Here is a 25,643-nt window from a genome sequence, read left to right on the forward strand (position 1 = left end):
CTCCTTGGGCAGCGGGGCCGCCCCCCGGGGGCGGGACGGGTGGGCAAGGGGGCGGCCCCCACGCAGAGCACGCCCCCTCCGCGACCGCACCCGCTCCGCCCCCGCACCCCGTGCGGGCCCGTGGGCCGCTTCGCGGAGGCGGCCCCTCCCCACCCCTTCACCTAAACCGCTCGCCGCGGGGCCGGTGGGGGCGGGTGTTCCGGGCTGCGCCCGGTGCACGGCTGCGCCGTGCGTCCTCAAACGCCGGACGGGCTGGAGTGGCTGAACCAGGCTGGAGATGCCCAGACCGGGCCGAAGATGTCTGCCGGACCGGGCTACAGGTGCCCCCCGCCCCCCCCAACCCCCCGAAAGGACCCCCATGCTCGACCACCTCATCCGCAACGCGATCCTCGTGGACGGGACCGGTGGTCCCTCCCGGATTGCCGACGTCGGCATCCGGGACGGGCGTATCGCTGTCGTCGCCGACCCCGGTGCCCTTCAGGAGCGGGCCCGTAGTGAGGAGGACGCCACCGGGCTCGTTCTTGCGCCCGGGTTCGTCGACCCCCACACCCACTACGACGCCCAGCTCTTCTGGGACCCGTACGCCACCCCCTCCCTCAATCACGGCGTGACCACCGTCGCGGGCGGCAACTGCGGGTTCACCCTTGCCCCGCTGCATCCCGACCGGCCCGAGGACGCCGACTACACGCGCCGCATGATGTCCAAGGTCGAGGGCATGGCGCTGGCCGCGCTCGAAGAGGGGGTGGAGTGGTCGTGGTCGTCGTTCGCCGAGTATCTGGACGCGCTGGAGGGGCGGATCGCGGTCAACGCCGGTTTCATGGTGGGGCATTGCGCGCTGCGCCGGTACGTGATGGGCGCGGACGCCGTGACCGACCGGCAGCCCACTGCCGCCGAACTCACCGAGATTGTCCGGCTGTTGAAGGAGGCGATGGAGGCTGGAGCTTGGGGGTTTTCTACCACCCAGTCCTCCACGCACTCTGACGGCGACGGTAGGCCTGTCGCTTCGCGGCATGCCCGTCCGGCGGAACTGCTCGCGCTCAGCAAAGCGGTGGGAGAGCACGAGGGCACCCAGATCGAGGCCATCGTCGCCGGGTGTCTCGACCAGTTCGAGGACGACGAGATCGAGCTGCTCGTAGAGATGAGCGCGGTCGCGGGGCGGCCGCTCAACTGGAATGTTCTGACCATCGACGCCGCCGTTCCCGAGCGCGTGCCCCGCCAGCTCATACCCAGCGAGCGTGCCCGCAAGGCGGGTGGCCGCATCGTCGCTCTGACGATGCCGATCCTCACCCCCATGAACATGTCGCTGGGCACCTTCTGCGCACTCAATCTGATCCCGGGGTGGGGGGATGTGCTGTCCCTTCCCGTGCCCGAGCGGATCGCGAAGCTCCGTGATCCGGACGTACGCGCCGAGATGCTGCGCCGTGCGGATTCCAAGGAGGCCGGGGTGTTCCGGCGGCTCGCCGACTTCGGGCGGTACGTCATCGGCGACACGTACAGCGACGAGAACCAGCGGGCGGGTGTGAGCGGCCGTGTCGTCAACGACATCGCGGCCGAGCGTGGTCAGGACCCCTTCCACTGTCTCGTCGAGATCTGCGCGAAGGACGAGCTGCGGACCGTGCTCTGGCCCATGCCCACGGACAACGACCCCGCCTCGTGGGCGCTGCGCCGCGAGACCTGGGAGCACGAGGACGTCATGCTGGGCGGCTCCGACGCCGGGGCCCATCTGGACCGCATGTGCGGCGCCCCGTACACCACCCGCTTCCTCGGCGACTGCCTGCGCGGGCGGAAGCTGATGCCCATGGAACAGGCCGTGAAGATGCTGACCGACGACCCCGCCCAGCTCTTCGGGCTGCGGGAGCGGGGGCGTATCGAGGAAGGGTTCCACGCCGACCTGGTGCTCTTCGACCCGGAGCGTATCGCCGCCGGGCCCGCCACCCTCGTGCACGACCTGCCGGGGGACAGCCCGCGGCTCGACTCCAAGGCGATCGGAATCGTGAGCGTACGGGTCAACGGCGTGGAGACGATCCGCGACGACCAGGTGACGGGCGCGGTACCCGGGACCGTCCTGCGCTCCGGGCGCGACACCAGGACGGTGGCCACCAAGTGAGCAGCCAAGTGAGCCACCAAGTCAGCCGAGAACAGCGGCTGTTGATCGGGGGGGAGTGGGTTGAGCCCGCCGGCGGGCACTACGAGGTGATCAACCCCGCCACCGAAGAAGTCGTCGGCCTCGCACCCGAAGCCACCCCCGGTCAAGTACGGGCCGCCACCGACGCCGCCCGCGACGCCTTCGCCTCCTGGTCCCGTACGAAACCGGAGGAGCGGGCCGCCGTCCTCGACCGGGCGGCCGACATCATCCGGCGGGAGTCCGCCCCGTACGCACAGCTCGCCCAGGCCGAGACCGGTGCCACCACCGGCACCGCGCGTGGCATGCAGGTCGCCGTCGGCGAGGCGCGCTTCCGGCGGTACGCGAAGGGGGCGATGGAGCCGACCGAGACCGGTATCCCCCCGCAGATCAACGAGGCCGGGCCGATGGGGAAGGCGGGCGTCTTCGGGGCGCTCGAAGTGCGCCAGCCCGTCGGCGTCGTCACCTGCATCACCTCGTACAACAACCCCTGGGCCAACCCGGCCGGCAAGATCGCACCCGCCCTGGCCATGGGGAACACGGTCGTCGTGAAGCCCGCGCCGCAGGACCCGCTGTCGGTCTTCCGGATGGCGGACGCGCTGGTGGAGGCGGGTATTCCGCCCGGGGTCGTCAATGTCGTGAATGGTGTGGCGGTGGGGGTGGGCGAGGCGGCCGTCGACTCCCCGTCCGTCGACATGGTCAGCTTCACCGGCAGTACGCAGGTCGGGCAGCGCATCGCGGAAGTCTGCGGGCGGGGCATGAAGCGGCAGCTGATGGAGCTGGGCGGGAAGGGTGCGGCGCTCGTCTTCGACGACGCGGACCTGGACTCGGCGGTGAGGGGGATCGGGACGACGTTCTCCTTCTACAGCGGGCAGATCTGTACCGCGCCGACCCGTGTCGTCGTCCAACGGGGTGTGTACGAGGCCTTGTTGGAGAAGCTCGTCGCTTATATCGGGTACTTGAAGGTCGGCGATCCGACCCTGCCCGGCACCGTCGTCGGCCCCCTCATCTCCGCCGCGCACCGCGACCGCGTCGAGTCGTACGTCGAGCTGGGGAAGAAGGAGGGGGCGAGGCTGGTGGCCGGGGGAGTGCGCCCGGACGTCGAGCGGGGGTTCTACGCCGCCCCCACCCTCTTCGCCGACTGCACCCGCGACATGCGGATCGTCCGCGAGGAGATCTTCGGTCCTGTGGTGGTGGTCGTCCCCTTCGACGACGAGGAAGAGGGCGTCGCGCTCGCCAACGACAGCGACTACGGGCTGCTCGACTACGTCTGGTCGAGCGACGTCGCCCGCGCCTTCCGCGTCGCCCGCAGGCTCCGCGCCGGTGGCGTCGGCATCAACACCATCGGCCGCAACATGGAGGCACCCTTCGGCGGCTTCAAGCGCAGTGGGGTGGGGCGCGACGTCGGCTCGTACGCACTGCACGCGTACAGCGAGGTGCAGGCGGTGGTCTGGCCGGGGTGAGGCGCCCTCCGCCGAGACGGGTGAGGTCGAGGCGCCCTCCACCGAGACGGGTGAGGTCGAGGCGCCCTCCACCGAGACGGGTGAGGTCGAGGCGCCCTCCACCGAGACGGGTGAGGCCTCCGCCGAGACGGGTGAGGGAAGGGCGGGAAAATTTAGAACTAGGACAAAATGGACGGACCTGCGGTTTTCGCATAGTGGAGAGAGCTCGCCTTTGCCGGTATTCGCAAGGCGTACGCTCTGCATTCACCTGGAGATCCTTGATCGTTGAGGGGTTTGTCCCCTTCAACTCAAGGATCTTGTAACGGACTTTCAGCCTCCGGATGTGGAAACCGCAGGACTTAACGTCCTGTTCATGACTCAGGTGGAAACGAAGCCGCAGGCCGGAGACCCGGTAAGGGGCGTCCCCAAGGGGGCAGCTCTCCAGCAGCCGGCAGGCGACGGCGTACGCAGCAAAGGTCTCGGCGGCAACTCCGTCGGCCTCTTCGGCAGCGCCGTCATCGGCATCTCCACCGTCGCCCCCGTCTACTGTCTGACCTCCACCCTCGGCTCCACCGCCGGCGAGGTCGGCCTCCAGATGCCCGCGATCTTCCTCGCCGGGTTCCTGCCGATGCTCCTGGTGGCCTTCGCCTACCGGGAGCTCAACAAGGTCATGCCGGACTGCGGCACCTCCTTCACCTGGACCGTGAAGGCGTTCGGCCCCCGGCTGGGCTGGATGTGCGGCTGGGGCCTGGTGGTCGCCACGATCATCGTGCTGTCCAACCTGGCGGGCGTCGCCACCTCGTACTTCTGGCTCCTGGCGGGTGAGCTCACCGGCAGCGACAAGGTCGCCCAGCTCGCCGACAACAAACCCGTCCACATCCTCACCTGCCTCGCCCTGATCGCCCTGGCGACGCTGGTCAGCTACCGGGGGATGACCGCCACCAAGGGCGTGCAGTACGCCCTTGTCGGCCTCCAGCTCGCCGTCCTCGTGCTGTTCGTCGTGATGGCGTTCAGCAAGGCGGGCAGCGCCGCCCCCGAGTTCGCCGGCGGCATCGACTTCTCCTGGTCCTGGTTCAACCCGTTCTCGGTGGGCTCCTTCGCCGCCTTCACGGCCGGGCTCTCCCTGTCGATCTTCATGTACTGGGGCTGGGACGCCTGCCTGACCGCCAACGAGGAGACCACCGGCAGCGAGAAGACGCCCGGCCGGGCCGCCCTGATCGCGATGGTCGTCCTGGTCGGCTCCTACCTGGCCACCGCCGTCGCCGCACAGATGGCCGTCGGGTCCGGGGAGAAGGGGCTCGGTCTCGGCAACCCCGACACCTCCGACAACGTCTTCGCCGCCCTCGCAGGGCCCGTCATGGGCCCCGTCCTCGGCATCCTGCTCTTCGTCGCCGTCCTGGCCTCCGCGACCGCGAGCCTCCAGACCACGTTCATCCCGGTCGCCAGGACCGTGCTCGCGATGGCCGCGTACGAGGCCCTGCCCGCCTCGTACGCCGCCGTCCACCCGCGCTTCAAGAGCCCCGGCCGCGCGACGGTCATGGCGGGCGTGGCGACAGGCGTGTTCTACACGGTGATGACCCTGGTCAGCGAGCACGTCCTGGTCGACACGATCTACGCGCTCGGCCTCATGATCTGCTTCTACTACGCGATCACGTCGTTCGCCTGCACCTGGTACTTCCGGCGCGAGCTGACACGGTCGGTGCGCGACGCCTTCTTCAAGGGGATCTTCCCGGTCCTGGGCGGTGTCCTGCTGGCCGCCGTCTTCGCGAAGACGCTGTACGACATGTGGGACCCGGCGTACGGCAGCGGCTCGTCCGTCTTCGGCGTCGGCTCGGTGTTCGTGATCGGGGTCGGGCTGCTGCTGGTCGGCTTCGTGATCATGCTGGTGATGCAGCGGCGCAGCCCGGCGTTCTTCCGGGGCGAGGTACTGACGAAGGACACCCCGGTGCTGGTGGTCGAGGACTGATGCAGTCCGGTGCGGTCTAGGCGGCCGTCCGCAGGAACACCGGGTTGGTGAAGGCGGCCGGCGGGCCGGGGAGCCCGGGGACGGTCGGCGGGCGGCGGACCTCCGCACGGACGTAGGCGGCGTACGAGGGGGTGGTCGACCACTCGACGCCGGTGGCGGGCCCGCTGCGTACGGTGCCCTGATCGGTGACGAGGTGCGTCGTGCAGTCGGGGGCGGCGCCCGAGACCTTCAGGCGCACCGTCACCGGGGAACCCGCCGGGGCGGTGAGCCGGCCGCCCAAGGTGGCGGTACGGCCCCGCGAGTCCGCGGCGGTGAGGTCGAGGGAGACGGCGGAGGACTCCGCCACGTAGGAGCGGCCGGCCCGGATTCCGGCGAGGATCGCCTCGCGGGACAGAGCGTCGGCCAGCACCACGGTCTGCGGATGGCCGATCCGGTCGGGGTCGCGGTGGGCGTCGCTGTTGCCCATCGCCGGGATCCAACCTCCCGGCTGGACAAGGGACTTGTCCCAGGCCTGGAGGGACACCTCGTCGTCCGGGGTGTACGGACCGTTCCACACCTCCACCGCGTCCGCCTCCGCGAACCCGAACTGCCAGCCGCAGCCGAGGCAGTTGGCGTGCGGATGCGCCGGGACCACCAGGCCGCCCGCCCGGCGGATCTCCCGGGCGAACCGGCCGAACCGGTTGTCCCCGGCCCGGTAGCGCCAGTCGGTGTGGGTGCCGGGCTTCGTGCCCAGGGCCAGCACGTGACCGTTGCGGGTGGTGAGCTCCTCGCCGGTGAGGATCAGCAGGTCGTCGCCCCACAGGCCCTCCCAATGGGCGTGCGAGGACGGCGTGTTGTGCTCGGTCGTGGTGATGAAGTCCAGGCCGGCCCTGCGGGCGAGGGCGGCGATCTCCGCCGGGGTGCGTCTGCCGTCCGAGTGGACGGAGTGCAGGTGGCAGTCGCCCCGGTACCAGGCCCGCCCCCGGCCCGCCGCACGGGTGGGCGGATACACCGGGCGGGGTGTGGGCGCGGTCGGCCCGGGGGTGAGCGTGATCTTCACCTCGTACGGGAGTCCCTGCGGGGCCACCGTGTACGGGGCCAGCGCGATGTGCCAGGTGCCGGGGCGGACCGGGCCCGGCAGATAGCCCGGGGTCGCGTCGTCGCCGCGCAGGAAGAACTCGCTGCGGGCGCCGCCCGACCACCCCCGGAAACCACGGCCGCCGAGAGCGGTGCCGCGCTCGTCGAAGATGCCGATGTCGAGGGCGTTGCCGAGGGTGCCGGGAGGAGCGGGCGGGCGTTCGTAGGCGTACGAGACGTGCAACTGCCGTATTCCGGGCGGCACTTCGAGCGGTAGGTGTACGAAGTCGGGGGCGCCGGGCGGGAGCGTGCCGCGGACGGTACGGGTCAGCGAACTGTCCCCCGCGCTGTCCCCGTCCCCGCCCGCGTCCCCGCCCGCGTCCCCGTCCGCGCCCGCGGCTCGCGCGAAGCTCACCGAGGTGAGGGTGAGGGCGGCGGCCGCCCCCGCCGTGAACAAGGCGCGTCTGGTGGTCGGGCCGAGCGGGCCGGTCGGTTCCTGCGCTCCAGTCATGGGCGGAGAGTGGCCGACTCAGGTGGCGCGGCGGTTGCGGCGCACCAGATAGAGGATGACGAGGATCAGGAGGACCAGCACGATCGCCCCGATCACGAGGCCGATGATCAGGCCGATCCCCTTCGACTTCTTCTTCTTTTTCTTCTTCTTGGGCTTGGAGTCGGTGGCGGATGCGAGCGTCTGAGCCTGCGTCTGCGTCTGCGCCTGTGTCGTGTCCGCCCCGGCCGCCTGCGTCGTAGTGCCCGCCGTGGACGTCGACACCGCCGTGGACGTCATCGTCGTACGAGATGCTGCCGCCGCCGAGGACAGCGACAGGGCGGGAACTCCGAACAGAAGCGTGCCCGTAAGCAGGAATGCTGTGGTGACCCTGGTGCTCATGCGCATGGTGGTGCGGCCTTCCCCGTGTGTGACCGGGTCCTCGCGGACCCTCGGCTTTCGGCACGCTACGCCGTAGCGTGAGGCGGCTACCAGGTTCCCGACGGTTTCCGACGGAGGAGTTTGCATGCGGATCGCGGCCACGATTTTCCTGACCGACGAGACGATCACGCCGGTACGGCTCGCGCAGGAGCTGGAGCAGCGCGGCTTCGCCGGGCTGTACCTGCCCGAGCACACGCACATTCCGGTCGGACGGGAGAGCGCGTACCCGGCGGGCGGGGAGCTGCCGCGCGAGTACGGGCGGACCCTCGACCCCTTCGTCGCGCTGGGGCAGGCGTCGGCGGTGACACAGCGGCTCGGACTCGGGACCGGGATCACGCTGATCGCACAGCACGACCCGATCGACCTGGCGAAGCAGATCGCCACGCTCGACCACCTGTCGGGCGGACGGTTCACCCTGGGACTCGGCTTCGGCTGGAACAAGGAGGAGGCCGCCGACCACGGAGTGGAGTGGCGTACGAGGCGGGAGCTCGGGCGGGACAGGGTGGGACTCATGCGCGCGCTGTGGAGCGACGAACCCACCTCGTACGAAGGCGAATTCGGCTCGGTACGTGCCAGCGAGGCACACCCGAAGCCGGGCGGCGGCGCACCGCGCATCCTGGTCGGCGGGGCGGCAGGACCGAAGCTCTTCGCGGACATCGCTGCGTACGCGGACGGCTGGCTGCCGATCGGCGGACGCGGGCTGGGGGAGTCGATCCCGGTGCTGCGGGAGGTGTGGGAGACGGCCGGCCGCGACCCGAAGCACCTGCACGTGGTGCCGTACGCGGTCCTGCCGAGCCCCGGCAAGTTGGAGCACTATGAGGGCCTGGGCATCGAAGAAGTGGTACTGCAACTGCCGCCGGCGGGAGAGTCCGAAGTCCTGCGCACGCTGGACACGTACGCAGAATTCCTCTGAGCCCCGCTCGACCACCGCTCCGCCGCCACCCCTGCGGCTCACTCCCACCGAGCGTGGGCTGGGGCGAGGCGCGTGCTCCGCGTGGGGGCCGCCCCCTTGCCCACCCGTCCCGCCCCCGGGGGGCGGCCCCGCTGCCCAAGAGGGCTAGGGGACGGCGGCGTCAGCCGCCCGAGGGGCCCGAGGGGCCCGAGGGGCCCGAGGGGGCTGGGGGCTAAGGGGCAGGCATTTAGGGGCGCGGGGAACTGCGCGACCAGCCACGACGCACCCGCACGATGACCGCCCCGCTGCCCCAGGTGGCCAGGCGGCCAGGGGCAGGGGGCGGACGGGGTTCGGAGGGCGAACGTATCCTCAAAAGATGACCAGCTCCGCAGCGCAGCCCACCAGTCAAGGTCCCACGGACAACGCGATGCGGCGTGCCCTCAAACGTGCCCGTGACGGCGTCGCCCTCGACGTCACCGAGGCCGCCGTTCTCCTCCAGGCACGCGGCGCGAACCTCACCGATCTGTGCGCCTCCGCAGCACGCGTACGGGACGCGGGACTTGAGGCCGTCGGGCGGCCCGGCGTCATCACGTACTCGAAGAAGGTTTTCATCCCGCTGACCCGGCTCTGCCGGGACAAATGCCACTACTGCACCTTCGTCACCGTCCCCGGCAAGCTGCGCCGGGCCGGCCACGGCATGTTCCTGTCGCCCGACGAGGTGCTGGAGATCGCCCGCGCCGGGGCGGAAATGGGCTGCAAGGAAGCCCTGTTCACGCTCGGCGACCGGCCCGAGGACCGCTGGCCCGAGGCGCGTGAGTGGCTGGAGGCCGAGGGGTACGACGACACCCTCGCGTACGTACGGGCCATGGCGATCCGCGTGCTGGAGGAGACGGGGCTGCTGCCCCACCTCAACCCCGGGGTCATGACGTGGACCGAGCTCCAGCGGCTCAAGCCCGTCGCGCCCTCGATGGGCATGATGCTGGAGACCACGGCGACCCGGTTGTGGAGCGAGCCCGGCGGCCCGCACCACGGTTCGCCCGACAAGGAGCCCGCTGTACGGCTGCGCGCGCTGGAGGACGCGGGACGGTCCAACGTCCCCTTCACCACCGGCATCCTCATCGGCATCGGCGAGAACTACGAGGAGCGCGCCGACTCCCTCTTCGCGCTGCGCAAGACGGCACGGGCGTACCACGGCATCCAGGAAGTCATCGTCCAGAACTTCCGGGCCAAGCCCGACACCGCGATGGGCAAGATGCCCGACGCCGAGCTGGAGGAGCTGGCCGCGACCATCGCCGTCGCCCGCCACATCCTCGGGCCGAACGCCCGCATCCAGGCGCCGCCGAACCTCGTCGACGACGAGTACGCACTGATCATCGGCGCGGGCATCGACGACTGGGGCGGGGTGTCGCCGCTGACGCCAGACCATGTGAACCCCGAGCGCCCCTGGCCGCACATCGACCAACTGGCCGACAGGACACGGGAGTCGGGCTTCGCGCTCCGCGAGCGCCTCACCATCTATCCTGAGTTCATCCAGCGCGGCGAGCCCTGGCTCGACCCCCGGCTGATCCCGCACGTCTCCGCGCTGGCGGACCCGGAGACGGGGATGGCGAGGGAGGACGTGAAGCCGCAGGGCCTGCCCTGGCAGGAGCCGGACGAGGCGTTCACCGCGAGCGGGCGCACCGACCTGCACCACACCATCGACACCGAGGGCCGCACCGGCGACCGGCGCAACGACTTCGACGCGGTGTACGGAGACTGGGAGGCGCTGCGCGAGGCGGCCGCGCCCGGCATGGTGCCGTCCCGGATGAACGGCGACATCAGCCGGATCGACGGCGAGGTCAAGGCCGCGCTGTCCCAGGCCGCCGACGACCCCACCAAACTGACGGACGCCCAGGCACTGACACTGCTGCATGCGGACGGGCCCGCACTCGACGAACTGTGCCGGATCGCGGACACCCTGCGGCGCGACGTGGTCGGCGACGACGTCACGTACATCGTCACCAGGAACATCAACTTCACCAACGTCTGTTACACCGGCTGCCGCTTCTGCGCCTTCGCCCAGCGCCGCACGGACGCCGACGCGTACACCCTCTCCCTCGACCAGGTCGCCGACCGCGCCGCACAGGCGTGGGACGTGGGCGCGGTCGAGGTATGCATGCAGGGCGGCATCCACCCGGACCTGCCCGGCACGGCGTACTTCGACATCGCACGGGCGGTGCGCGAGCGCGTACCGGACATGCATGTGCACGCCTTCTCGCCGATGGAGGTCGTCAACGGGGCCACCAGGACGGGGCTTTCGTTCCGTGAATGGCTGACCGCCGCCAAGGAAGCGGGACTCGGCTCGATTCCCGGGACGGCCGCCGAGATCCTCGACGACGAGGTGCGGTGGATCCTCACCAAGGGGAAGCTGCCGACCGCCGAGTGGATCGAGGTCATCAAGACGGCCCACGAGGTGGGGCTGCGGTCGTCGTCCACGATGATGTACGGACACGTGGACCAGCCCCGGCACTGGCTCGGGCACCTGCGGACGCTCGCGCGGCTCCAGCAGGAGACGGGCGGCTTCACGGAGTTCGTGACGCTGCCCTTCATCCACACGAACGCGCCGGTGTACCTGGCGGGCATCGCCCGGCCGGGCCCGACCGTCCGCGACAACCGGGCCGTCACCGCCATGGCCCGCCTCCTCCTCCACCCGCACATCACCAACATCCAGACCAGCTGGGTGAAGCTGGGCGCCGAGGGTGCGGCGGAGATGCTGCGCTCGGGGGCGAACGACCTCGGCGGCACGCTGATGGAGGAGACCATCTCCCGGATGGCCGGATCGAGTTACGGCTCGTACCGCTCCATCCAGGACCTGATCGCCATCGCGGACGCCGCCGGACGGCCCTCGCGGCCGCGTACGACGCTGTACGGAGAGGTGTCCGAGGAGCGGGTGGCTGCCGCCCACGCCTCGGACGGCCACCTTCCGGAACTGCTCCCGGTGTTGGGGGACTGAGCCGGAACCGAAGGGGTGGGGAGGGGCGTCGTCGCTGGTGCGGTGGCGCCCTTTGCCACTTCCGGGGGCCCGTTGCCCGTACGGCATTAAGAACGCGTAAAGGCTGCCGGGACCAGGCAATGTCGAATGTCAGTGCCGTGTGCGAAGGTTCAGACAAGTCAGCGAAGTCAACGGATCGGCGTTCACGGGGGAAGGGGCAGGCATGACCTTGTTTCTCGGTCTCGGCATCGCGGGACTGGTGCTGCTGCTCTTCGCGCTGATCTTCGACGGACTGCTGGAGGGCCTTTTCGGCGGATTCTCCGCGCTGGAGGGGCTGTTCGACGGGTTGCTCTCGCTGCCGGTCGTCGCCGGATTCACGGCGATGCTCGGCTTCGGCGGGGCGATCACGCTCGGCACGACCGGGCTCGGCGCCGGTGCCGCCACGGGGGTGGGCATCGTCGCCGGGCTCGTCGCATCCTGGCTGACCTGGAGGTTCACGCGTGTACTCATGCGGGACCAGACGGACGCGACACCGCGCGGCGAGGACCTCGTAGGGACCTCGGGATCGGTGGTCACGGCCATCCCCGCCGAGGGGTACGGAGAAGTGCTGGTCTACCTCGGCGGACAGCCGGTGAAGTACGCGGCGAAGAGCGCGATACCGGTGGCGCGGGGTGCGGACGTGTGGGTCGAGGCGAGCCTGACCTCGACTTCGCTCGCCGTACGCCCCGTTGAGCGCTGAGTCCGGCACGCAAGCACGCAGCACGCAGCACGCCGCACGCAGCACTCTGAGCACCGCACGCAGTACGCAGCACTCTGAGCGCCGCACGCTGAACGCCTCGCCCTGAGGTCCCGCACGTCCCGCACTTCCCGCACGCCCCGTCCTGCCCCGAGCCCGTACGGCTCCCGCGCCCCACACGCTTCTTACGCACCACAGCACCCACATCGGGGGAACGCCCATGAGTCCAGTTGTCATCGCCGTCGTCGGAGTCGTCGTACTCCTCGTCCTGCTCGCCCTCGTCGTCGTCTCGCGCTACAAGGTCGCGGGGCCCAGCGAGGCGTTCATCATCACCGGGCGGCGCGGCAAGAAGTCCACCGACCCGGTCACCGGCCGGATCAGTACCGACAACAGCGGCCAGAAGGTCGTGGTCGGCGGCGGCGTCTTCGTCGTCCCGTTCGTCCAGCAGAAGTCCACGCTCGACCTCTCCAGCCGGCAGATTCCGATCGCCGTGCGCGGTGCGGTCACCCTGCGCGGCGTGAAGGCCAACCTCGAAGGCGTCGCCATCGTCAAGGTCGGCGGCAACGAGGACGCCATCCGGGCCGCCGCGCAGCGCTTCCTGCGCCAGCAGGGTTCCATCGTCGGCTTCACCCAGGAAGTGCTGTCCGGCGCACTGCGCGCCATCGTCGGCCGGATGTCGGTCGAGGACATCATCCGGGACCGGGCCGCGTTCGCCGGTCAGGTCGCCGAGGAGGCCGAGGCCAGCCTGTCCGGGCAGGGCCTGGTCCTGGACGCGTTCCAGATCCACGACATCACCACCGAGGGCTCCTACCTGGAGGACCTGGGCCGGCCCGAGGCCGCCCGCGCCCGCCAGGAGGCCGACATCGCCGAGGCCATCTCCAAGCGGGCCTCCGAGCAGGCCCGGCTGAAGGCGGCGGAGGAAGTCGCCATCGCGGAGCGGACCTTCTACCTCAAGCAGGCCGAGATCCGCGTCGAAACGGAAGCCGCGGCGGCCAAGGCCAACGCGGCCGGTCCGCTCGCCGAAGCGGCGCGTCAGCAGGAGGTCCTCTCCGAGCAGGAGAAGGTCGCCCAGCGGCAGGCCGCCCTGACCGACCGCGAGCTCGACACCAAGGTCCGCAAGCCCGCCGACGCCGCCCGCTACCAGGCCGAGCAGGAGGCCGAGGCGCGCAGGATCAGCCAGGTCAAGGAGGCCGAGGCGGACGCCGAGCGCTCCCGGCTCACCGGTGAGGGCGAGAAGCTGCACCGTGCCGCGCTCGCGGCGGCCGTACGGATCGAGGGCGAGTCCGAGGCCGCCGCGATCGCCGCGAAGGGTTCGGCGGAGGCCGAGGCCATGCGGAAGAAGGCCGACGCGTTCGCCCAGTACGGGGACGCGGCCGTCATCCAGATGCTGGTCGAGGCACTGCCGCAGGTCGTCGCCAAGGCGGCCGAGCCGCTCAGCGCCATCGACAAGCTGACGGTGATCTCCACGGACGGGGCGTCCCAGCTCTCCCGCACGGTCACCGACAACGTCGCCCAGGGCATGGAGCTCCTCAGCTCCACCACGGGAGTCGACCTGACCGCCCTGCTGAAGGGGATCGCGCAGAAGGGCGCGGCCAAGTCCGCCAAGTCCGCCGAGTCCGCCGAGATCCCGGAGCAGCCCGTTCCGGCGAACGGCCAGATCCCGATCAGCGACTGATCCGATCCGGTCGGCCCAATCCGATCCGATCGACCCAACTGCACGTAACTGACCGGCTTGCGGCTTTTCTGAACCTGAAATGCCGCAAGCCGATCAGTTACTGTGTCGCGCCATGAGCAGTACAGCCGCCACCGCCGCCGCGACCGGTGTCTGGGGCCGCACCGAGCAGCAGGACTTCCGCAGCCGGGTGCGCGGCGCCCTGCTGGGAGGAGCGATCGGCGACACCCTCGGTGCCGCCGTCGACGCCCTCCCGCTCGCGGCGATACGGGAGGCCCACGGGCCCGCCGGAGTCCTCGACCTGCTGCCCGTGCCGCCCGCCGCGCCCGGCAGCACGTACGGAGCCGGACACGGGGCCGGACGAGGGGCGGTCACCGCCGCCACCCAGCTCACCCTGTTCACCGTCGACGGTCTGATACGCGCCCAGGTCCGCCGGGACACCGGCGCCTGGCACCCGCCCACCGACGTGCACCGCGCCTATCTGCGGTGGGCCGCCACCCAGCACGACTGGGGCCCCGACGAACGCCGCACCGAGGACGGCTGGCTGGCCCGCGAGGAGTGGCTGTACACCAGGAGGTCGCCCAGCAGGGCCAGCCTCACCGGCCTCGCCGACCCCGGCATGGGCACCCTCGACCACCCCAGGAACCCGGACGCCACCGACCCGGGGGCCGTCGTGCGCTCCGCCCCGTTCGGGCTGCTGGTCGGCTGGGAACCGCAGCTCGTCTTCCAGCTCGCCGTCGAGTGCGCGGCCCAGACCCACGGCCACCCCTCCTCCTGCCTCGCCTCGGGCGCGCTCGCCGTCGTCGTGCACGGGCTGGCCAGGGGGGAGAGCCTCGACGGTTCGGTGCAGCGGGCACTGGCCCAGCTCGCCGCCCGCCCCGGCCACCAGCCCGTGACCGACGCGCTCCAGGCCGCGCTCGGCGGCGTACGGCAGGGCATGCCGGCTCCCGAGCGGGTGGAGGCCCTCGGGGACGGGCGGACCCCCGAGGGGGTCCTCGCGGTCGCCGTGTACTGCGCGCTCGTCGGCGAGGACGTCAGGCACGGGCTGCGGCTCGCGGTCAACCACGGCGGAGCGTCCGCCACCACCGGCGCACTGTGCGGGGCGCTGCTGGGTGCGATGCACGGCGAGACGGCGCTGCCGCCGGGGTGGCTCGCCGAACTGGAGGGCCGGCCCACCGTCCTCCAGCTTGCCGACGACTTCGCCATGGAAATGACCCAGGGCCCCGCCCTGCACGGCCCCACGGCCAGCGCACCGGGCTGGCTGACCCGCTACCCCCGGTCCTGACCCCTGCGGGCCGGTGGTGCGGTGGTCGTCGCACGGGTGCGTCGTGGCCGGCCGCGCAGTTCCCCGCGCCCCTATCGTCAGCCGCCTTGGGCAGCGGGGCCGCCCCCCGGGGGCGGGACGGGTGGGCAAGGGGGCGGCCCCCACGCGGAGCACGCCCCCTCCGCGCCCCTACATGCCTGCCCCTCACCGCATCAGCTCCCCCGCATTCACCAACAACTGCTGCCCAGTAATCGCCCGCGCCCGATCCGAAGCAAAGAAGACCACCGCATCCGCGACATCCCCGTCCGTCGCCAGCTCCGGCAGTGCCATCCTGGCCGTCAGCCGGTCCCGGACCTCCGCCTCCGGCACCCCCTCGGACCTCGCCGCGTACGCCACGTACCCCTGCACCGGCGGACCCCACATCCAACCCGGCAGGACCGTGTTGACCCTGATCCGGTGCGGTCCCAGCTCACGGGCGAGGGAGTACGAGGCCGAGGTTAGTGCCCCCTTCGAAGCCGCGTACGCCGCCTGCTCCACCTCGCTGGGAGCGGCCACCGCCGACTGGGTCCCGATGATCACGACCGAGCCGCCGCGCTCCTTCAGGGCGGGCAGGCAGGCCCGGGTCATCCGCAGGGTGCCCAGCAGATTCACGTCCAGGACCCGCTGCCATTCGGCGAAGTCCGCGGACTCCAGACCGCCGAAGCTGGTGTCGTACGCGGCGACATGGACGACCGCGTCGATCCGGCCGAAGCGCTTCACGGCATGGGCGGCGAGGCGGGCGCAGCTGCGTTCGTCGGTGATGTCGGTGGGCAGCCAGGCCGTGCGCTCGCCGTCCGGGTCGATCTCGGCGGCGGATTTGGCGAGATTGGCCTCGGTGCGGGCGCCGAGCACCGCGTTGCCGCCGTCGCGGACCACGGCGGCGGCGACCTGGTGACCGAGCCCCGCACCGACGCCGGACACGACGACGGTCTTCCCCCCGACGAGACCGCTGTGGTCGCTGTGTTCGCTACGCACCTGGTTGCCTCCGCACTCTGGCCCATTGTCTGACGGACCGTCAGAGTAGGTCTGTCACAGGCCACTTGGAAGGGGCAGGGAATGAGCGAGGAGACCCAAAGCGAGACGCACAGCGAGACGTACGCGGAGCTGGCGGCCGTCGGCCCGTACGGGGTGCGACCCGGCCACGCACTGATCACCATGGTCGAGCCGCACCCTGGCCAGGAGTACGCGTACAACCGCTGGTACGAGGACGACCACTTCATGGCGGGCGCGATGGCGATGCCCTGGATGTACGCGGGGCGCCGCTGGGTCGCCACCCGCGACCTCCAACTCCTGCGCCGACCGGCCGAGTCGGCGGTCGCCGACCCCGTCACCGCCGGGTGCTACCTCACCACGTACTGGATCACCGAGGGCCGCTACGACGAGCACATGAAGTGGACCGTCGCGATCAATAAGCGCCTCAACCGAGACGACCGCGTCCACCAGGCCCGCACCCACGTCTTCACCGCCTTCCAGGACCATGAGGCGACGGTCTACCGGGACGGGGCGTCGGGGCCGCGCGACTTCCACGCCCTCGACCACCCGTACAAGGGACTCGTACTGGAGGTGATCGACACCCAAAGCGCCGAACAGCGGCGGGAGTTGCTGGAGTGGCTGCGCGACGAGCATCTGCCTGAGCGGCTGAAGGGTTCGGCCACTGCCATGGTCACCGTCTTCCGGCCGACGCCGCTGCCCGGGGACCGGATGACGTACGTCAAGCAGGTCGAGGGCGTCGACACCCGGCTGACCCTGCTGTGGTTCCTGGAGGAGGACCCGCGCGAGCGGTGGGAGGAGCGCTTCGGAGGGCTCGGGGAGGCGGTCGCCGGGGCGGGGCTCGGGCGGGTGGAACTGGTGGCACCGTTCGTACCGACGGTCGTGGGGACGGACCGGTACGTCGACCAACTCAGGTAAGCCGAGCGGAATATGACAAGCGAGGAGCCCCCTCGGCCAGGACGGCGGACCAGTCGAGAGGGCTCACATGCGTCGTGCTCGGCGCGGTGCTGCGTGGGGCTTAGCCGCGGTCGAGGGATCCCTGGCCGACCTCCGAGATGAACGACGTCCACACACCGGGGGAGAAGGAGATCGAAGGGCCCTCGGGAGCCTTGGAGTCCCGTACGTCAATGGCCTGAACCGCAGGCGACTTCACCTCCACGCATGCCCCGTTGCCACCGGAATACGAGGACTTCGTCCACTCGGCCGTCGCGCCCTTGAGAATTGCCATGTTCGTTCAGCCTCCACCAGTCGTTCGTCGTTCACTGTGAGGTGCCAACCGGTCTTGCTTGGCGTGATCGACGCTACGCCGGAACTCCCCTGCCCACAGGGGCCGTTCACTCGACCGGATGGCATATACCGGTGGGTCTTCCACTGCTCCAGCGGGACGGTGTACTGTGCGCGACCCCAGGAGGGGCGAGGCCCCCGGGGCCGCGCCCGGCCGCCGTTCGACAGGTCGAGGCTCAGAGCTGGATCCAGGCCTGGGCCGCGTAGCCCTTCGCGATCTGGATCCAGGCCTAGGTCGCGTAGCCTTTCGCGATGTCGTCGATGTACTCCTGCGACTCCTCCGCGCTCAGCGCCTTCGCCCGCAGGTGCTCGTACATCACCGTGTACTTCTGCACGTCGGCGGTCTTCTCCAGGTAGAGGTCGCTCGTCACGCCCTCGATGTAGACCACACTGGAGTCGGTCGTCTCCGGGAACTCCAGGATCGCGTAGTGCCCGCTGAGGCCCGTGTGCGCGCCCGCCTTGAACGGCAGCACCTGCACCGTCACATGGGGCAGCCGGGCCAGCGCCTGGAGGTGCTCCAGCTGCGCCAGCATCAGGTGCCGGTCGCCGACCATCCGGCGCAGCGCCGCCTCGTCGACCACCGCCCACAGCCGCAGCGCCGCGGGGGCGGTGGTGATTCGTTCCTGCCGGCGCAGCCTGACGCCGACGCGCTTCGCCCACTCCTCGGGAGTGCTCTCGGGCAGGGCGCCGGAGATGACCGCCTCCGCGTACTGCGGGGTCTGCAGCAGGCCGGGCACGACCTGCGGTTCGTACACGCGCAGGCTCTCGGCGTCGGTCTCCAGGCCGATGTACACGCTGTACGGGATGTCGCCGAAGGCGTGCCACCAGCCCTGCTGGCGCGAGTCCTTGGCCATTTGCATCAGCGACTCGACGACCCGGGGATCCTCCACCTCGTACACCCCGCACAGGTCTCGGACGTCACGCGGACTGATGCTGCGGCGGCCGTTCTCCAGCCGGCTGATCTTGGACTGCGAGACCAGGAGCTTTTCGGCCACACCCTCGGCGGTGAGGCCCTTGGTCTCGCGGAGCCGACGCAACTCCTGCCCCAGTCGGCGTCGCCTGACGGTGGGATTGATGTTGGGGGACGCCACGGAACTGCACCTCCGGCTGCGTGCTGCGCTTATCTACTTTTCAGCAGACTGCCACCAACTGGCCCGGCCGCGCTGGCGAATGACAACACAGGGTGGTGCGACGGGTACGCATCCGTACGGGCGCGGTCGCTGTCGTGAGGACGTACGAGGAGTACGAGGAGTACGAGCAACTGGGGACACGAGTGACGCGCGGGGCGGTGGCCCGGCCCTCGTCCGGACGGCCGGTCCACTGCCCCGCGCGATGGTGCGGCTCCCGAACCGGGTCTTTGGGGACGTCGGTGCGGCGGCTCACTCGTGCTGGTCCTGCTGGTCCTGCTGGTGCTGCGGGTCCTGCTGGCTGTGCTGGTCGTGCCGGTTCCTCGTTGGGTCAGTGCGCTGCGGCACGGGCCATGCTGCCGCGGTGCGGCTGCACGGACACCGATGCCGATGCGGTCTGACGTACCCCGCCACCGCCGCCGCCCGGGGTGCCCGGAGCTGCGGATGGGCCGGGTGCTGCACGGCGCGGCTGAGCTGCCACACCGTTCTGGACGTCCATCACGGCGTGCGCCACGAGTCCGCCCATGGGGTCGTGCCGAATCAGGTCCCTGAGACGAGACCTGGACGACCGGCCCTCGTTGCCGGGATACAGGTGCTTGCCGAGCCCGACTGCGTGGGCCAGCGCGGCGAGCGCCGCGGTCCGCGGGTCCGGCGGTACGCCGGTGCGGATCGCACTGTCCAGCCGGGCACGGATGTCCCGGCTGATTGCCGTGTCCGTCGCCTGATAGCGAGTCGTCGGCAGTACCCCGCACATCTGACCCGATACGGCATGCACCATGCCGCACCGCTCCAGGTGCGCGAGATAGATCTGGCGCAGCCCCAGTCGGGGCCCACCAATCCAGTGGACCGCCCGAACCGGGCTGCCGCGTCGGCGCAGCAGTTCCAGTGCGGAGTCCAGTGTCGGATCTCCGGTCGGCCGTGGCATCACCACGGCGATACGATCCCCGTCAGGGGCTATCCGTCCTGCCAGAGCCAGCTCCACTAGCTGTGCCCCGGCCAGGCCGAGGTCGAGCGACTGCGGCTGCGCTGTGGTACCCGTTGCCGGGTCCAGAGCGAGCAACAGAAGCTCCTCCGGAATTGTTCTGCGGCTCCTGCCCATCCATGCCTCCCCGCGTGGATGAATGACAGGGTGACCCCTCTCACATTCATCTGTCGAGGGTGCCTGGGTGCTTCGTACGGGAACCAGTAGGTATGTCGTTCTCGTCTAGCACGTGGGTGCGGGTCCCGTAGCGGGACACTGGTCCATGGATCGGACAGGCGGGGGAGTCCCCCGCTACGACCTTTTTGCGTTGAGGAGGCATCGGTGGCGGGCGAGTCCCCCGGCAAGTCGGAGCAGCGGAAGTCGTCGGGGGAGACGGCTGACAGCGAACGCGATCCCCGTCTCGCGGTGTTCCGCGAGAGGACGCCGGAGACGGCGGCGTCGGTCGCGGAGCCGGAACCTGAGTTGGAGTCGGAGTCGGAGTCGGAGTCGGGGTCGGAGTCGGGGTCGGATTCGGAGTCGGCGCAAGAGAGCGCCGACTCCGAAGAGGTCATGCACGAATCGGCTGCGGACGCCGATACGGACGCGGATACGGATGCGGAATCCGCGTCCGAGGAACCGGAGTCGGAGCACGACCCGGAGCACGAGTCCGAGCCGGAAGAGGCGTCCGATGACGCCCCGGTGGCGGAAGACTCACGGCTGCGTGCGGCGGTGGCCGCCTGGGTGGCGACGGCGGAAGAGCCCGACGCGGACGCGGATACGGATACGGATGCAAACGGTGCCGATAACGACACCGACAACGACACCGACCCCGAGCCGGCCGCTGGTCCGGGTGACGCGGCTGCGGATGCGGACGTCGACGGTGGCGAGCAGGACCGTTCCGCCGCCGCTGCTGACGAGGCCACTGCCGACGCTGATGGCGACGAGTCCGGCCCGGACGACGAGCCCGTTTCCGACGACGACAAGCCCGTCGCCGACGATGAAGGCGCCAAGTCGGCTGCTGCCGCAACTGCGGAGGACGTAACGGCCCCTGACAAGTCCGCCGACGACGCCTCCGAAGCGGCCGCCGACAAGCCCAGCGAGTCCGACAAGCCCAGCGAGTCCGACGACGCGGACGACTCCAGCGACGCCGACGTCTCCGATGACTCCGACGACGCCGACGACGGCAAGGGCGTGGATCAGGCCACCGCCGTCTTCAGGACGATGCCGCGTTCGGCGCCGCAGTCCGACCAGCCGACGGCGATGCTGAAGCTGCCGCCCAAGGAGCCGACCGGCCCCAAGGGTTCCAAGGGCCCCAAGGGTTCCAAGACGGGCCGGCCCGAGTCGGACACCGAGCGGACCAGCACCTTCGTACCGCTGAAGCCTGATGCCGTACGGCCGTCAGGGCCGCCCAGGAAGCCCGGCCAGACCGGGGCCCAGCCCGGCGCCCAGCCCGGCGCCCAGCCCGAGCCGCAGGGCCGGCCCTCGTGGGCCGCAGGGCCGCCGCCTGCCGCACCCGCGGCTTCCGGCCTCCCCGAGGCCGAGCGGACCAAGCAGCAGCCGCTGCCGCCGAAGCCGCCGCTCGACCTGCTCGCCGAGCTGACGAACAAGCCCGCCCCGCCGGAGACGCCGGTACGGACGACCGTGCGCCGGTTCAAGATCTGGACGCCGCTGGTCCTGCTGCTGGTGGTCGTCTTCGCGGTGGTGCAGTTCGTGCGCCCGCTGCCGGACACGCAGCTGGCGCTGAGCGCGACGCCCTCGTACACCTTCGAGGGCGGCAGGACCGATATGCCGTGGCCCGGCGAGGGCCAGTCCGCGATCGAGGTCGAGGGCGTCGGCAGCATGGGCACCGAGGGCGCCCAGAAGCCCGCGCCGATCGCGAGCATGGCGAAGGCCATGACGGCGTACGTGATCCTCAAGGACCACCCGATCACGGGCAAGGAGAACGGCCCGAAGATCACGGTGGACCAGCAGGGCGAGGACGACGCGGGCAAGGGCGACGAGTCGACGGCGCAGGTCAAGAAGGGCCAGGAGTACACGCTGCGCCAGATGCTCCAGATGCTGATGATCCCGTCCGGCAACAACGTGGCGCGGCTGCTGGGCCGTTGGGACGCCAAGTCGGAGGAGGAGTTCGTCAAGAAGATGAACGCCGCCGCCAAGGACCTCGGCATGACCAACTCGACGTACACCGACTCCAGCGGCTTCGACAAGGGCACCGTGAGCACCCCGGTCGACCAGATCAAGCTGGGCAAGGCCGTCATGGCGAACGACATCTTCCGCGAGATCGTCAACATGCCGGAGGTGGAGATCCCCGGCCTCCCCGGCAAGATCTACAACAACAACAACATCCTGCTGAAGCCGGGCGTGAGCGGCATCAAGACCGGCTCGACCACCCCGGCGGGCGGCAACCTGCTGTTCACGGCGAACACCGTCGTCGACGGCAAGGAGCGCCGGATCATCGGTGCGGTGATGAACCAGCACACCGGCACGAAGCTCATCGACAAGCTCCAGACGTCGATCGACAACAGCCTGAAGCTGATCCAGAAGGCGCAGGAGGTCGTGACCTCGGCGACGGTGATCAAGAAGGGCGATGTTGTCGGGTACGTGGACGACGGGCTCGGCGGACGTACTCAAGTCGTCGCGACGAAGGACCTCAAGGCGGTGGGCTGGCCGGGCCTCAAGGTGAACCTGGCGATCGGCGCGGCGGCGGGCAAGACGGTGCCGCACACCGGGAAGGCGGGGGACGTGGTCGGCGAGGTGACCGCCGGTACGGGCCCCGGGAAGGTCTCGGCGCCGGTGGCGCTCAAGTCGGACCTGGCCGAACCGGGCTTCGGCGCGAAGCTGACACGGGTGGGCTGACGCGGGTGGGCTGATACGGGTGGGCTGATACGGGTCGGCCGACGGCCGGACCGCAACGCCGGACGGGCCGAAGACGCAGGAGCCTTCGGCCCGTCCGGCTCGCCGGCGAACTCGTCGTGCCACCGGCGAACTCGTCGTGCCGAGGACGGTTACCGCCCTGATCACGTGGGTACATTCGGTCCCCGCGCTGCGCCACGAGATCGCGGTCTCGAATACTTCGCCTACTCGCCGTGCCGAAATGCTCGCGGCATGCTACGGTTATTCGTAGTTGCAGTTGTGGTTCCCGAAAAGACTTACAAGTGCTCTCCTCGGATTCGTCACATTCGTCTCCGGTGGGCGCACTTTTCTTTTGTATTTCCGGTGCTTTTCTCCCGGACGGGGTCATCATCGCGCGACGTGGGACACGCACAGTGTGTGTTCCCCGGGTTTTTACCCCGAAGGAGATTTGACATGGCTACTGGCACCGTGAAGTGGTTCAACTCGGAAAAGGGCTTCGGCTTCATTGAGCAGGACGGCGGCGGCGCCGACGTCTTCGCCCACTACTCGAACATCGCCACCTCTGGCTTCCGTGAGCTCCAGGAAGGCCAGAAGGTGAACTTCGACGTCACGCAGGGCCAGAAGGGCCCGCAGGCGGAGAACATCACCCCCGCCTAATCACTGATCACCGGCTTCGTGCCTGATCAGCGGTGACAAGCGCGGCTGGGACCTGCACCTAGGGTGCAGGTCCCAGCCCGTTTTTGCGCGTGGGCCCCGGGCGCGCGACCGGGAATGAAACAGGTCCGTTCGTTGTTTAAACGAGCCGGACCTACTTTTTGTTTTTAATCTAATTCGGCTCGTTCTTGAAATACGGCTCCACTGATGGTGTCGGGATTTCCTCGATACGTGCCGGTATCGAGAGGACTCCCTGTGAGTACGAACTATGCCCGCTTCGGCGGAAATCGTGACACCAGCGCCGGAAAGAAATCCGGCGGCGGATCCGGCAATGGCAACCGCAGCGGCAGCCGCACCAACGGCAGCAACAACAGCAGCGGCAACCGCACCGGCGGCAGCAACAACAGCAGCGGTGGCGGCCGGTCGCGCCGCCCCGTGGCGCTGAAGGGCGAGTTCGCCCTCCCGGTCACGGTCACCCCGGCCCTGCCCCCGGTCACGGCCTTCACCGAGCTGGACATGCCGGACACCGTGCAGAGCGCACTGGTCGCGGAGGATGTCACCGAGCCCTTCCCGATCCAGGCCGCGACCCTCCCCAACGCACTCGCCGGGCGCGACGTCCTCGGCCGTGGCCGCACCGGCTCGGGCAAGACCCTCGCGTTCGGTCTGGCGCTGCTCACCCGTACGGCCGCGTACGGCAGGCGGGCGCAGCCCAAGCTGCCGCTCGCGCTCGTCCTCGTACCGACGCGTGAACTCGCGCAGCAGGTCACGGACGCGCTCACCCCGTACGCCAAGGTGCTGAACCTCAGCGTCGCCACCGTCGTCGGTGGCATGTCGATCGGCCGCCAGTCCTCCGCGCTCCGCCGCGGCTCGGACGTCGTCGTCGCCACCCCCGGCCGCCTCAAGGACCTGATCGAACGCCGCGACTGCCGGCTCGACCACGTCAGGATCACGGTCCTCGACGAGGCCGACCAGATGGGCGACATGGGCTTCATGCCCGACGTCACCGAACTCCTCCAGCAGGTCAGGGAGGACGGCCAGACGATGCTCTTCTCCGCGACCCTCGACCGAAATGTCGACAAGCTGGTGCGGACCTTCCTGTCCGACCCGGTCGTCCACTCCGTCGACCCGTCCGCGGGTGCGGTCACCACCATGGAGCACCACGTCCTGGAGGTGCACGGCGCGGACAAGCACGCCACCACCATCGAGATCGCGGCCCGCGACGGCCGCGTCCTGATGTTCCTGGACACCAAGCACGCCGTGGACCGGCTCACCAAGGACCTCCAGGACGCGGGCGTCCGCGCGGCGGCCCTGCACGGAGGCAAGTCGCAGCCGCTGCGTACGCGCACGCTCGACCGGTTCAAGAACGGCGAGATCAACGTCCTCGTCGCCACGAACGTCGCGGCCCGCGGCATCCACATCGACAACCTCGACCTCGTCGTCAACGTCGATCCCCCCACCGAACCCAAGGACTACCTGCACCGCGGCGGCCGTACCGCCCGAGCGGGAGAGTCCGGCCGGGTCGTCACCCTGGTCACGCCCGGCCAGCGCCGGGACATGCACCGGCTGATGCGCGAGGCGGGCATCAACCCGCAGACCGCGGCCGTACGTTCGGGCGACGCCGAACTGAGCCGGATCACCGGCGCCCAGGCCCCGTCCGGCGTCCCGGTCCGGCCGGCCTCCGGAGAACGCACCCGCACCGCCACCTCCTCCACCACCGGCTCCGCCGACCAGGGCCGAGGCCGCCCGACCCACTCGCGCCGCTCCCCGGCCCCGTCGCGCGGACGCCGCGAGAGCGCCGAGATGGCCGCGGCCCGGAAGGCGGCGGCGGTACGCCGGGCCTCCTGACCGACCCGACGCATCGGCGGGCAGCCCACCGGCGTGCCCGCCGTGTCACGGGTCAGTCACATCAGCACCCCACCTTCTTCACGCCCCGGATGATGGTCCCCTCACCACAGCAATATCCCAGGGGGGACCATGCACCACCGCTCGACCGCGATCGCACTCACCACCGCGGCGCTCCTCGCACTCACGGCCTGCCAGGACGTCACGTCCGGCGGAGTCCCCGGGCCGCCCACTGTCACCAGCACCCCGAGTTCCCCGAGCACCCCGAAGGCGCCCGGGAAAGGCGCGGACGCCCCGGCCGCGGCCAAGGGCCCGGCGGCACTGCCCGACTTCGTGGGCCAGGGCCTCCAAGCCGCGCAGGACGGCGCCCAGGCCGCGGGTTTCTACGCACTGAAGAGCCACGACGCGCTCGGCCGCGGCCGCAAGCAGGTCCTCGACCGTAACTGGAAGGTCTGTTCCCAGACCCCGGGCCCGGGGACGCACGCCCTCTCGACCGCCGTCGACTTCGGCACGGTGAAACTTGAGGAATCGTGTCCCGCCGCCGACGCGGGCGAACCGGAGAAGGCCACGGGCACGATGCCGGACCTGATCGGGAAGAGCGTCAAGGCGGCCCGTACGACGCTGCCCGCCAACGCATCCGTGACCGTCCGGGACAGTTCGGGCCAGGACCGCATGGTCCTCGTCGAGTCGAACTGGACGGTGTGCACGATCACCCCCGCCGCCGACTCGTCCCTCGACGGAAAGCCGGTCACGATCAGCGCGGTCAAGTTCGGCGAATCCTGCTGACCGGCCACCGAACACACGAGGGCCCTCCCGCTCGCACGAACGGGAGGGCCCTCGACCG

General features: G+C 70.3%; 19 protein-coding genes. 13 read left to right on the forward strand and 6 right to left on the reverse strand.

What is annotated here, in order from left to right; all coding sequences use genetic code 11:
- The first annotated feature begins 358 nt into the window (after positions 1 to 358).
- From AB0D18_RS15850 to AB0D18_RS15860, 3 genes are all read left to right on the forward strand, one after another.
- Entirely contained in the window at positions 359 to 2,107 is a 1,749-nt protein-coding gene (locus AB0D18_RS15850) for a D-aminoacylase (RefSeq protein ID WP_362417605.1), read from the forward strand.
- Positions 2,104 to 3,585 carry an aldehyde dehydrogenase family protein gene (locus AB0D18_RS15855; RefSeq protein WP_362417608.1) on the forward strand — a complete coding sequence of 494 codons (1,482 nt, stop codon included), beginning with the start codon at positions 2,104 to 2,106 and terminating at the stop codon, positions 3,583 to 3,585. Before AB0D18_RS15850 ends, AB0D18_RS15855 begins: the two co-directional genes overlap by 4 nt.
- Before the next feature lie 352 nt (positions 3,586 to 3,937).
- Positions 3,938 to 5,530 (forward strand): APC family permease, encoded by a 1,593-nt coding sequence (locus AB0D18_RS15860; protein ID WP_362417611.1) that lies wholly within the window; start codon positions 3,938 to 3,940, stop codon positions 5,528 to 5,530.
- Between the two features lie 16 nt (positions 5,531 to 5,546).
- Here the strand turns inward: AB0D18_RS15860 and AB0D18_RS15865 are convergent, their stop codons facing one another.
- Both AB0D18_RS15865 and AB0D18_RS15870 read right to left on the reverse strand, forming a co-directional pair.
- Complete coding sequence (locus AB0D18_RS15865; RefSeq protein WP_362417614.1) at positions 5,547 to 7,097, reverse strand: CehA/McbA family metallohydrolase; 1,551 nt, start codon at positions 7,095 to 7,097, stop codon at positions 5,547 to 5,549.
- A gap of 18 nt (positions 7,098 to 7,115) precedes the next feature.
- A complete protein-coding gene (locus AB0D18_RS15870; RefSeq protein WP_362417617.1) occupies positions 7,116 to 7,475 on the reverse strand; it encodes a hypothetical protein in 360 nt (119 codons plus the stop codon).
- 124 nt (positions 7,476 to 7,599) lie between these two features.
- Between AB0D18_RS15870 and AB0D18_RS15875 the strand changes: the two genes are divergently transcribed.
- From AB0D18_RS15875 to AB0D18_RS15895, 5 genes are all read left to right on the forward strand, one after another.
- Complete coding sequence (locus tag AB0D18_RS15875) at positions 7,600 to 8,427, forward strand: LLM class F420-dependent oxidoreductase (protein ID WP_362417620.1); 828 nt, start codon at positions 7,600 to 7,602, stop codon at positions 8,425 to 8,427.
- A gap of 355 nt (positions 8,428 to 8,782) precedes the next feature.
- Entirely contained in the window at positions 8,783 to 11,398 is a 2,616-nt protein-coding gene (locus AB0D18_RS15880; protein ID WP_362417623.1) for a bifunctional FO biosynthesis protein CofGH, read from the forward strand.
- 202 nt (positions 11,399 to 11,600) lie between these two features.
- Entirely contained in the window at positions 11,601 to 12,116 is a 516-nt protein-coding gene (locus AB0D18_RS15885) for a hypothetical protein (protein ID WP_362417626.1), read from the forward strand.
- Between the two features lie 217 nt (positions 12,117 to 12,333).
- Entirely contained in the window at positions 12,334 to 13,788 is a 1,455-nt protein-coding gene (locus AB0D18_RS15890; protein WP_362417629.1) for an SPFH domain-containing protein, read from the forward strand.
- Between the two features lie 112 nt (positions 13,789 to 13,900).
- Positions 13,901 to 15,070: an ADP-ribosylglycohydrolase family protein gene (locus tag AB0D18_RS15895; RefSeq protein WP_362417632.1), complete on the forward strand. Its 1,170-nt coding sequence runs from the start codon at positions 13,901 to 13,903 to the stop codon at positions 15,068 to 15,070.
- A gap of 183 nt (positions 15,071 to 15,253) precedes the next feature.
- On the opposite strand, the gene AB0D18_RS15900 is transcribed toward AB0D18_RS15895, so the two are convergent.
- Positions 15,254 to 16,063, reverse strand: a complete 810-nt coding sequence (locus AB0D18_RS15900) for an SDR family oxidoreductase (RefSeq protein ID WP_362417634.1) — start codon at positions 16,061 to 16,063, stop codon at positions 15,254 to 15,256.
- An 81-nt stretch (positions 16,064 to 16,144) separates the two neighbouring features.
- Here AB0D18_RS15900 and AB0D18_RS15905 point away from each other — a divergent pair, with 81 nt between their 5' ends.
- A complete protein-coding gene (locus tag AB0D18_RS15905) occupies positions 16,145 to 16,996 on the forward strand; it encodes a hypothetical protein (RefSeq protein WP_362417637.1) in 852 nt (283 codons plus the stop codon).
- Positions 16,997 to 17,096: 100 nt separating this feature from the next.
- On the opposite strand, the gene AB0D18_RS15910 is transcribed toward AB0D18_RS15905, so the two are convergent.
- From AB0D18_RS15910 to AB0D18_RS15920, 3 genes are all read right to left on the reverse strand, one after another.
- Positions 17,097 to 17,306 carry a DUF397 domain-containing protein gene (locus tag AB0D18_RS15910; RefSeq protein ID WP_362417640.1) on the reverse strand — a complete coding sequence of 70 codons (210 nt, stop codon included), beginning with the start codon at positions 17,304 to 17,306 and terminating at the stop codon, positions 17,097 to 17,099.
- A 286-nt stretch (positions 17,307 to 17,592) separates the two neighbouring features.
- The gene (locus tag AB0D18_RS15915) at positions 17,593 to 18,453 is read right to left on the reverse strand and encodes a helix-turn-helix transcriptional regulator (RefSeq protein ID WP_362417643.1); all 861 of its coding nucleotides are present in this window, start codon (positions 18,451 to 18,453) and stop codon (positions 17,593 to 17,595) included.
- A gap of 367 nt (positions 18,454 to 18,820) precedes the next feature.
- The gene (locus AB0D18_RS15920; protein WP_362417646.1) at positions 18,821 to 19,588 is read right to left on the reverse strand and encodes a GPP34 family phosphoprotein; all 768 of its coding nucleotides are present in this window, start codon (positions 19,586 to 19,588) and stop codon (positions 18,821 to 18,823) included.
- Between the two features lie 204 nt (positions 19,589 to 19,792).
- On the opposite strand from AB0D18_RS15920, the gene AB0D18_RS15925 reads away from it, so the two are divergent.
- The 4 genes from AB0D18_RS15925 (at position 19,793) to AB0D18_RS15940 (ending at position 25,585) form a co-directional block, all read left to right on the forward strand.
- Positions 19,793 to 22,306: a D-alanyl-D-alanine carboxypeptidase gene (locus AB0D18_RS15925; protein ID WP_362417648.1), complete on the forward strand. Its 2,514-nt coding sequence runs from the start codon at positions 19,793 to 19,795 to the stop codon at positions 22,304 to 22,306.
- 450 nt (positions 22,307 to 22,756) lie between these two features.
- Positions 22,757 to 22,960 carry a cold-shock protein gene (locus tag AB0D18_RS15930; protein WP_185029111.1) on the forward strand — a complete coding sequence of 68 codons (204 nt, stop codon included), beginning with the start codon at positions 22,757 to 22,759 and terminating at the stop codon, positions 22,958 to 22,960.
- A 252-nt stretch (positions 22,961 to 23,212) separates the two neighbouring features.
- Positions 23,213 to 24,802, forward strand: a complete 1,590-nt coding sequence (locus AB0D18_RS15935) for a DEAD/DEAH box helicase (RefSeq protein WP_362417650.1) — start codon at positions 23,213 to 23,215, stop codon at positions 24,800 to 24,802.
- Positions 24,803 to 24,931: 129 nt separating this feature from the next.
- Positions 24,932 to 25,585 carry a hypothetical protein gene (locus tag AB0D18_RS15940; RefSeq protein ID WP_362417652.1) on the forward strand — a complete coding sequence of 218 codons (654 nt, stop codon included), beginning with the start codon at positions 24,932 to 24,934 and terminating at the stop codon, positions 25,583 to 25,585.
- The last annotated feature ends 58 nt before the right edge of the window (positions 25,586 to 25,643 follow it).

This window comes from Streptomyces sp. NPDC048442, from assembly GCF_040651475.1.
Classification (GTDB): domain Bacteria; phylum Actinomycetota; class Actinomycetes; order Streptomycetales; family Streptomycetaceae; genus Streptomyces.